An 8,425-nucleotide genomic window follows, 5' to 3' on the forward strand; every position below is an offset into this window, starting at 1 on the left:
CAAGGATCTGGTGTTGAAGGTGTGTTTCTTGAAAAAGGCGTGAGGCGTAACGTTGGTTTATTTCCGTATCGAGCTGCCATCCCCCTCCAGGTCGTCATTCCCGAGAAAGCGGGAATCCATTTTCAAGAGCGCATCAGAGCAACATGGATTCCCGCTTTCGCGGGAATGACGTCTTGGCGAGACAAAAAAACCGCCTCATGGGCGGCTTTTTCGTGACACTGTTTAACGTTTCATCGAATTGAAGAATTCGTCATTCGATTTGGTGTTCTTCATCTTGTCGAGCATGAATTCCATCGCCGCCAGTTCATCCATCGGATGCAGCAGCTTGCGCAGGATCCAGATCTTGGCGAGCAGGTCCGGTTCGATCAACAGATCCTCGCGGCGCGTGCCAGAGCGGTTGATGTCGATGGCCGGGTACACGCGCTTTTCGGAGATGCGGCGGGACAGGTGCACTTCCATGTTGCCGGTGCCCTTGAATTCTTCGTAGATCACCTCGTCCATCTTGCTGCCGGTGTCGATCAGCGCGGTGGCGATGAGGGTGAGCGAGCCGCCTTCCTCCACGTTGCGCGCGGCGCCGAAGAAGCGCTTCGGGCGCTGCAGCGCGTTCGCGTCCACGCCGCCGGTGAGCACCTTGCCGGAGCTCGGCACCACGGTGTTGTAGGCGCGGGCCAGGCGGGTGATCGAGTCGAGCAGGATGACCACATCCTTCTTGTGCTCGACCAGGCGCTTGGCGCGCTCGATCACCATTTCGGCGACCTGCACGTGGCGCACGGCCGGTTCGTCGAAGGTGGAGCTGATCACTTCGGCGCGCACGGTGCGGGCGATTTCGGTGACTTCTTCCGGACGCTCATCGATCAACAACATGATCAGATGCACATCGGGGTGGTTGTACTGGATCGCCTGCGCCACGTTCTGCAGCATCATCGTCTTACCGGATTTCGGCTGCGACACGATGAGACCACGCTGGCCGCGGCCGATCGGTGCGACGAGATCGAGGATGCGTCCGGTGATGTCTTCGGTGGAGCCGTTGCCGCGTTCGAGCCTGAATGACCTGCGCGGGAACAAGGGCGTCAGGTTTTCGAACAGCATCTTGTTCTTCGATGCTTCCGGCGGATCACCGTTGATGTCATCCACTTTCAGCAGCGCGAAGTAGCGCTCGCCTTCCTTCGGATGACGCACGCGTCCGGTGATGTAGTCGCCGGTGCGCAGGTTGAAGCGACGGATCTGGCTGGGCGACACGTAGATATCGTCAGGGCCGGCCAGATAGGACTCATCGGCCGAGCGCAGGAAGCCGAAGCCGTCCTGCAGGATTTCCAGCACGCCTTCGGCCCAGATGCCACCGCCGGAGCGGGCGTGGGCCTTGAGGATATTGAAGATCACGTCCTGGCGGCGCTGGCGCGCTACGCCTTCCTGGATGCCGAGCGATTCGGCGAATTCCAGGAGCTGCACCGGGTTCTTGCGCTTCAGCTCGGTGAGGTTGATGACGCGGTCGTTGCTGCCGATGTCGGCGTTTTCGTCGTCCACCGGCAGGCCGTGCGGATTGCGCTGCGGGCCACCACCACCACCCTGGCCCGGCGGACGCTGGCCGCGCTCGTGACGGCGGCGGCGGTTGCGGTCGTTCCGGTCGTTGCGATCATTGCGGCGCTCGTTGCCCTGGCCATGCTGGCCCTGGTTCTGCGCCTGCTGTCCACCGCCATTACCGTTGCCGTTGCCGCCCTGCGGGGCGTTGTCGCGGGCTTCGGATGCCTCACCGTTCTGCCCGCCGTAGCGCAGCGGTTCCTGCGTGGGCGTGTAGGACGGGGCGACTTCCGCAGGTGGCGGGGTCGGGCGCTCCGTATAGGGCGGCGGCGTTTCGGCCGCGCTTTGGGCAGGGCGGTTGGCTTCGCTCGCTGCGGCAGCGGATCGGCGAGGCGAACGGGTTCGGGTAGGCGTTTCAGTTACGGGTTTGGAGTCGGCGCGAATGGCGTCGGAAGAATCTTTGCTTTCGATATCGGACACGGGCAAACCTCACGGGGCGCCGTTGATGACAGGAGGGAGGACGAGCGTTGCGCAGAATGCGCGGAGGGCAAGGACAGCCCCGATAGGATTGAATCTAACACCCGTCGCGCAGCGCCGTAAAGGGTGGCTGCAGCGACGGGTGGTGCGACTGTGATCAGATCGCCTTGTCGATGATCTGCTTGAGCTGACCCTTGCTCACCGCGCCGATCTGGGTGGCTTCCACCTTGCCACCCTTGAATACCATCAGGGTGGGAATGCCGCGCACGCCGTAGGTGCGGGGAGTCTTCTGGTTATGGTCGATGTTCAGCTTCACGATCCGCAGCTTGCCCTCGTATTCCTTGGCCAGCTCGTCCAGCGCCGGGGCAATGGCTTTGCACGGGCCGCACCATTCGGCCCAGAAGTCCAGCAGTACGGGGGTGTCGGACTTCAGCACTTCCTGATCGAAGGCGTCGTCGCTCACATGGGTAATCAATTCGCTCGCCATGGTGTCTCCGGGGGTAAAGGCGGATGGGTTAAGACCGCGTGCCGATCATCAGTTACACTAGTGGAAGTGCCCATGGGGCGCGGGTCGATCCGGGAAGTGGAATCAGTGCCGTTGCGGCATGTGTTCCATTCCAGCCTAAGTCGGGACGCGATTCAAGCGATTCAAGGGTACCCGTGGCCTGCCCGGCCGGCATAGGTGAAGCCTGCTTCACGAGCCGCTTCACCTATGCCGGCGGGGATGCAGCCACTCTCTCGGCGCCAGTTGCGCGTCGCATCCATCCACTTGTCCCAAGGTTTGCCAGACTGACTGCGGGACCGGGCCCAAGCGCTCGTTCGCTGGCCTGTACCAGACTCCCATTCATGTCCCAAACCGTACTGACCGAAACCTTCTTTACCCAATTCGATTTGCACCCGCTGCTGCAGCAAGGCCTCGACGAGGCCGGTTTCGCGCGCTGCACGCCGATCCAGGCGCTGACCCTGCCGATGGCGCTCACCGGCCGTGACGTGGCCGGCCAGGCCCAGACCGGCACCGGCAAGACCTGCGCCTTCCTGGTCGCCCTGATGAACCGGCTGCTCACCCGTCCGGCGGTGGCCGAACGCAAGGACTCCGACCCGCGCGCCCTGGTGATCGCGCCCACCCGCGAACTGGCGATCCAGATCGAAAAAGACGCCAAGAACATCGGCCGCTACACCGGCCTGCGCACCGCGCTGATCTACGGCGGCGTCGACTACGACAAACAGCGCCAGCAGCTGAAGGACGGCTGCGACATCATCATCGCCACCCCCGGCCGCCTGCTCGACTACTACAAGCAGAACGTGTTCGGCTTCAACGGCGTGGAAGTGATGGTGATCGACGAAGCCGATCGCATGTTCGACCTGGGCTTCATCAAGGACGTGCGCTTCATCTTCCGCCGCCTCCCGGCGCGCGAGCAGCGCCAGGTGCTGCTGTTCTCCGCCACGCTGTCGCACCGCGTGCTGGAGCTGGCCTACGAACACATGCACAACGCCGAGAAGATGACGGTGGAAACCGACAACGTCACCGCCGACCGCGTGCGGCAGGTGGTGTACTTCCCGGCCAAGGAAGAAAAAATGCCGCTGCTGCTCAACCTGCTCGAGCGCACCAAGGCCGAGCGCAGCATCATCTTCGTCAACACCAAGGCCGCGGCCGAACGCATCACTGAGCGCGTGAAGCGGCAGGGCTATCGCGTGGGTGCGCTGTCCGGCGACGTGCCGCAGCTCAAGCGCCAGAAACTGCTGCAGCGGTTCCAGGATTCGCAACTGGAAGTGCTCGTCTGCACCGACGTCGCCGCGCGCGGCCTGCATATTCCCGCGGTCAGCCACGTGTTCAACTACGACCTGCCGCAGGATGCCGAAGACTACGTGCACCGCATCGGCCGCACCGCACGCCTGGGTGCCGAAGGCGATGCGATCAGTTTCGCCTGCGACCTGTATGCGATGTCCTTGCCGGATATCGAAACCTATATCGGCCAGAAAATTCCGGTCGCCAATATGGAAGCGGACCTGTTGGTGATGCCCGCGCCCAAGCAGATAGATGCGCAGTACGCGGCCGAAGCGGCGGCGGACAGCGCGGAGTTCGGCGACAAGGTCACGCCGCGCACCGACGGCAAGCCGTCCGGCTCGCGCGGAGGTCGTGGCGGACGCGGTGGCGAACGCCGGGGTTCGGAGCAGCGGCAACGGCGTGACGAGCGTCCGCGCAAGCCGCGCGAAGAACGCGATGCAACGGCGAACGAAGCAAAGCCTGCGACGCCTGCACATGCACCCAGCACCGCGCCTGCACAGGAAACCGCAGGTGGCGAAGGCAAGCGTCGCCGCCGTCGCGGTGGCCGCGGCCGTCATCGTTCGGGCATGCCGCCGGCCACCGAAGTCGCCGTGAATCAATCCGCCGCGTCGGGCACCAGCCGTCCATCGCGACAGGTGGTGGCGCAATCGCCGTCGGGTGAGCAGGCTGCACCGAAGAAAATCGGTTTCTTCCGCCGCCTCGCGCGCCTCTTCACCGGCGGTTGAGCAGGGGTTGGGGTGCAAACCCCAACCTAGCCATGCACGTCCATGCGTTGGGGTTCGCGTCCCAACCTGCGCCGCTATTCCGTATGCGCCATTCCCTTTATCCTTGCCGCCAAGCAACCTAAGCCTGGACAGGGAAACGCGTGATCCGCTTCGATCAAGTCAGCAAGCGTTATGAAGGGGGACACGAAGCCCTTTCGCAGCTTACGTTCGAAGTCGCCAAGGGCGAGATGGCGTTCGTGACCGGGCATTCCGGCGCGGGCAAGAGCACGCTGCTCAAGTTGCTGGCGCTGATCGAGCGGCCCACGCACGGGCACGTCATGCTCGATGGCCAAAACCTGGCCAAGGTCAGCCAAAGCGGCATTCCCAAGCTACGCCGCAGCCTCGGCATGGTGTTCCAGGATCATCGCCTGCTGATGGACCGCAGCGTGTTCGCCAATGTGGAACTGCCGCTGGTGATTGGCGGCATCTCGCCACTGGAACGTGGCCGCCGCGTGCGTGCGGCGCTGGAGAAAGTGGGCCTGCTCGATTACGAACGGCAACTGCCGGCATCGCTCTCCACCGGCGAACAGCAGCGGGTGGGCATTGCGCGCGCGATCGTCGCCAAGCCGAGCGTGCTGATCGCCGACGAACCAACCGGCAATCTCGATCCGCAACTGGCATTTGAAATCATGAGCCTGTTCGCCGAGTTCCAGCAGTTCGGCACCACCGTGCTGGTCGCCAGCCACGATCTACCTTTGATCAAGCGCGTGAAGAAACGCGTGGTCGTGCTCGATCATGGCCGGCTGGTGGCGGATGTCGCGGCGGAGGAAGTGCTATGAGCGCACCGACCGAAACGCAAGCCCAGCCTCCGGCGCGCAGCGAACGCAGCCATCGCCGTCCGTTTTCCAGTTGGCGCGAACATCACGGCTGGAGCGCGGGCGCCAGCCTGCGCCGCCTCGCCGCCAAACCGGTCGGCAGCCTGCTCACCATCGCGGTGATGGGCCTGGCGCTGGCGCTGCCGTTGGCGTTCTACCTGCTGCTTTCGAACGTGCAGTCGCTGGGCAATGCGCTGGGACGCAACCAGGTGATCAACGTGTTCCTGAAAACAGACCAGGTCGTCGGCAATGCGCAGATCCTGGCCAGGCAGATCGAACAGCACGATGGCGTGGCGCACGTCGCGGTGAAATCGCCGCAGCAAGGCATGGACGAACTGAGCAAGATGCAGGGCTTCTCCGATGCGCTGCATGCGCTGGACGACAATCCGCTGCCCTTCGTGCTCGAAGTGCAGCCGCAGGATGGTATTTCCGCGACCGCGGCGGGCCGGTTGGTGGACGACCTGCGCGGCATGCAGGGCGTGGACATGGTGCAGGACAGCGGCACCTGGCGGCAGCGCCTGGATGCGCTGCTCGGCGTGGGCAATCGCCTGGTGCTGATCCTGGCTGCGCTGTTCGCGCTGGCAGTGCTGCTGGTGGTCGGCAATACAGTGCGCGTAGACATCACCAGCCGCGCCGAAGAAATCGGCGTGCTCAAATTGATCGGCGCCAGCCGTGCCTTTGTGCGGCGGCCTTATTTGTACGCCGGTATCTGGTATGGCCTGTTCAGTGGCGTGCTGGCAGTCGGCCTGGCCTTGGCGATCGAATTCGCGCTGGCCGAACCGGTGGCTCGCCTCAGCCAGGTTTACGAAGGCACGCTGCGCGTCGGCGGCCTGCCGCCCTGGCTGCTGCTGGCGGTGCCGGTGGCGGCGGCGTTTCTGGGCTGGCTGGGCGCGCGGCTGGTCAGCGCCTGGGCATTGCGCAAGGCCGCTTGAGGTCTCCGGGTGAGGGAGCAATCTCGCTTGCGGCCCTGTCGGATCCCACAGCGGTGAAGCCGTTCGCACCCCCTCTGCACCATTCTGAGTCACCATAGCGGTCGTTTCCGCGAGGCCGGATAGAATGGCGTCCTACAGGTGCAGGGGGCACCTGCCGAATGGCTATGCACGGAAGCCACGCAAAACCGGGATGGTGGGGTTTTTTGATGAGTGCAAGCATCAGCAACCGTGATCTCAGCGCCGCACCGCGCGTGCTGGTGGTGGACGGTTCCAAGGTCGTCCGCCAACTGATCACGCGCGTGCTGCAAAAAGAATTGCCGCAGGCGGAGGTGGTCGATTGCGGCTCCGGCGCCGATGCGCACCGGCTGTTGCAAGCCGGCGTGTTCGATTTCATCACCGTCGCCTTGCGCCTGCCCGACATGGACGGGCTGGAACTGGCGCGCTACGTGCGCGAGTCCGCGCCGCAGATCTATGTGCCGATCGTGGTGGTATCGGGCGACGTGGACGATCGCCTGCATCGCCGCGCCCTGGGCGAACACGTCACCGACTATTTCGACAAGTCGCTCGGCTTCCAGGCGCTGGCGGAATTCATCCGCGGCTACGTGCGGCCGGAAAGCGCCGCCGAAGGCGTGGTGCTGTATGTCGAGGACAGCCGCGTGGTGGCGCTGGCCACGCGCCGCATGATGGAGAAAATCGGCCTCACCGTGCGCCACGTGGTCAGCGTGGAAGATGCATTGGCGCTGCTCGAAACCGAGCGCGAGCAAGGCGTGGTGGGCGCAGATGTGGTGTTGACCGACGTCAGCCTCAAAGGCGAACTCACCGGCGGCGACCTGCTGCAACGCATCCGCACCGAATTCGGCTACGGCAAAGGCAAGCTGCCGGTGCTGGTGATGACGGGCGATGAAAATCCCGACAACCAGGCCGCGTTGATCCGCGCCGGCGCTAACGACCTGGTGGAAAAGCCGGTCGAGGAAAAGCTGCTGATTACCAAGCTGCTGTTCCAGTTGCGCGTGGCGCAACATCTGCGTGCGCGGGAAAGCATCTCGTAGGTTGTGGGGTGCAAACCCCAACATTTTCGTTCGGCCATGCATGCTGGTGTTGGGGTTTGCACCCCAACCTACGCGTGCTCAGCTTGCCGCAATGTGTCCCCTCCCCTACGTGTAGTAGGGGAGGGTTAGGGTGGGGTGAAGCAACCTCGCGAAGCATTGCAACGACGCCGCAAGCTCGTACAGCCCCACCCCAACCCTCCCCTGCGTGCAGGGGAGGGAGCCGTCATTCGCACAATTGAGATTCGAGGCTAATCGGCGCCAGAGGGAGCGGGCTCCAGAGATCAGAACCCCAACCCATACGGGTCGTTGCCCACCAGCTCCGCCGATTCCGAATTCCCGCCCTCGGACAAGCGAATCTTCAACGCCAGCCCATCGCGCGAGTCGGCCTTCGCCAGCGCTTCTTCCAGCTCGATGCGGCCGCTCTTGTACAGCTTGTAGAGCGATTGATCGAAGGTCTGCATGCCTTCCTGCAGGCTGCGGTCCATGGCTTCCTTCACTTCATGGATCTGGCCGCGGCGGATCATGTCGCGGATCAGCGGCGTGTTCAGCAGCACTTCCACCGCCGGCAGGCGGCGGCCGTCCTTGCCGCTGACCAGGCGCTGGCTGATCACCGCGCGCAGGTTCAGCGCGAGGTTCATCAGCACGTTCTTGTGCGCGCCCTCGGGGAAGAAGTTGAGGATGCGCTCGATGGTCTGGTCGGCATTGTTGGAGTGCAGCGTCGCGAGGCACAGGTGGCCGGTTTCGGCGAAGGCGATCGCGTGTTCCATGGTTTCGCGGTCGCGGATCTCGCCGATCTGGATCACGTCCGGCGCCTGGCGCAGCGAATTCTTCAGCGCGGCCTCGAAGCTGTCCGTGTCGACGCCCACTTCGCGCTGCGTGATCACGCAATTCCTGTGCGGGTGGACGAATTCGACGGGGTCTTCGATGGTGATGATGTGGCCCTGGCTATGCTCGTTGCGGTAGCCGACCATGGCCGCCAGCGTCGTCGATTTACCGGAGCCGGTGGCGCCGACCATGATCACCAGGCCGCGCTTGGTCATGATCACGTCCTTCAGCACAGCGGGCAGTTCGAGGTCTTCGAATT

The 8,425-nt window shown here is 63.8% G+C and carries 8 protein-coding genes; 5 read left to right on the forward strand and 3 right to left on the reverse strand.

Going from position 1 to position 8,425, the window contains the following annotated elements; translation table 11 throughout:
• Positions 1-216 (forward strand): hypothetical protein (locus ACTHNE_RS11700; RefSeq protein ID WP_440269333.1); only part of this gene is annotated, 216 nt, incomplete at its 5' end.
• 6 nt (positions 217-222) lie between these two features.
• On the opposite strand, the gene rho is transcribed toward ACTHNE_RS11700, so the two are convergent.
• The gene (gene rho, locus ACTHNE_RS11705; RefSeq protein ID WP_440269336.1) at positions 223-1,962 is read right to left on the reverse strand and encodes a transcription termination factor Rho; all 1,740 of its coding nucleotides are present in this window, start codon (positions 1,960-1,962) and stop codon (positions 223-225) included.
• A 190-nt stretch (positions 1,963-2,152) separates the two neighbouring features.
• Positions 2,153-2,482, reverse strand: coding sequence for a thioredoxin TrxA (gene trxA / locus ACTHNE_RS11710; protein ID WP_324939760.1), 330 nt, complete (start codon positions 2,480-2,482; stop codon positions 2,153-2,155).
• A 359-nt stretch (positions 2,483-2,841) separates the two neighbouring features.
• Here trxA and ACTHNE_RS11715 point away from each other — a divergent pair, with 359 nt between their 5' ends.
• From ACTHNE_RS11715 to ACTHNE_RS11730, 4 genes are all read left to right on the forward strand, one after another.
• Positions 2,842-4,506, forward strand: a complete 1,665-nt coding sequence (locus tag ACTHNE_RS11715; RefSeq protein WP_324939763.1) for a DEAD/DEAH box helicase — start codon at positions 2,842-2,844, stop codon at positions 4,504-4,506.
• Positions 4,507-4,646: 140 nt separating this feature from the next.
• Complete coding sequence (gene ftsE / locus ACTHNE_RS11720) at positions 4,647-5,324, forward strand: cell division ATP-binding protein FtsE (protein ID WP_324939766.1); 678 nt, start codon at positions 4,647-4,649, stop codon at positions 5,322-5,324.
• Entirely contained in the window at positions 5,321-6,292 is a 972-nt protein-coding gene (gene ftsX / locus ACTHNE_RS11725; RefSeq protein ID WP_324939769.1) for a permease-like cell division protein FtsX, read from the forward strand. The genes ftsE and ftsX overlap by 4 nt, the downstream gene beginning before the upstream one ends.
• Positions 6,293-6,498: 206 nt before the next feature.
• Complete coding sequence (locus ACTHNE_RS11730) at positions 6,499-7,341, forward strand: response regulator (RefSeq protein ID WP_440269334.1); 843 nt, start codon at positions 6,499-6,501, stop codon at positions 7,339-7,341.
• 281 nt (positions 7,342-7,622) lie between these two features.
• Here the strand turns inward: ACTHNE_RS11730 and ACTHNE_RS11735 are convergent.
• On the reverse strand, positions 7,623-8,425 hold an 803-nt coding region (locus tag ACTHNE_RS11735; protein ID WP_440269335.1), incomplete at its 5' end, for a PilT/PilU family type 4a pilus ATPase.

It is taken from the genome of Dyella sp., assembly GCF_051954575.1.
Taxonomy (GTDB): Bacteria; Pseudomonadota; Gammaproteobacteria; order Xanthomonadales; family Rhodanobacteraceae; genus Dyella_B.

What these genes read in the sequence shown, in the direction of transcription:
- ftsX (WP_324939769.1), top strand. Translation starts at nt 5,321, where the DNA reads ATGAGCGCACCGACCGAAACGCAAGCCCAGCCTCCGGCGCGCAGCGAA.
- trxA (WP_324939760.1), bottom strand. Translation starts at nt 2,482, where the DNA reads ATGGCGAGCGAATTGATTACCCATGTGAGCGACGACGCCTTCGATCAG.
- ACTHNE_RS11730 (WP_440269334.1), top strand. Translation starts at nt 6,499, where the DNA reads ATGAGTGCAAGCATCAGCAACCGTGATCTCAGCGCCGCACCGCGCGTG.
- ACTHNE_RS11715 (WP_324939763.1), top strand. Translation starts at nt 2,842, where the DNA reads ATGTCCCAAACCGTACTGACCGAAACCTTCTTTACCCAATTCGATTTG.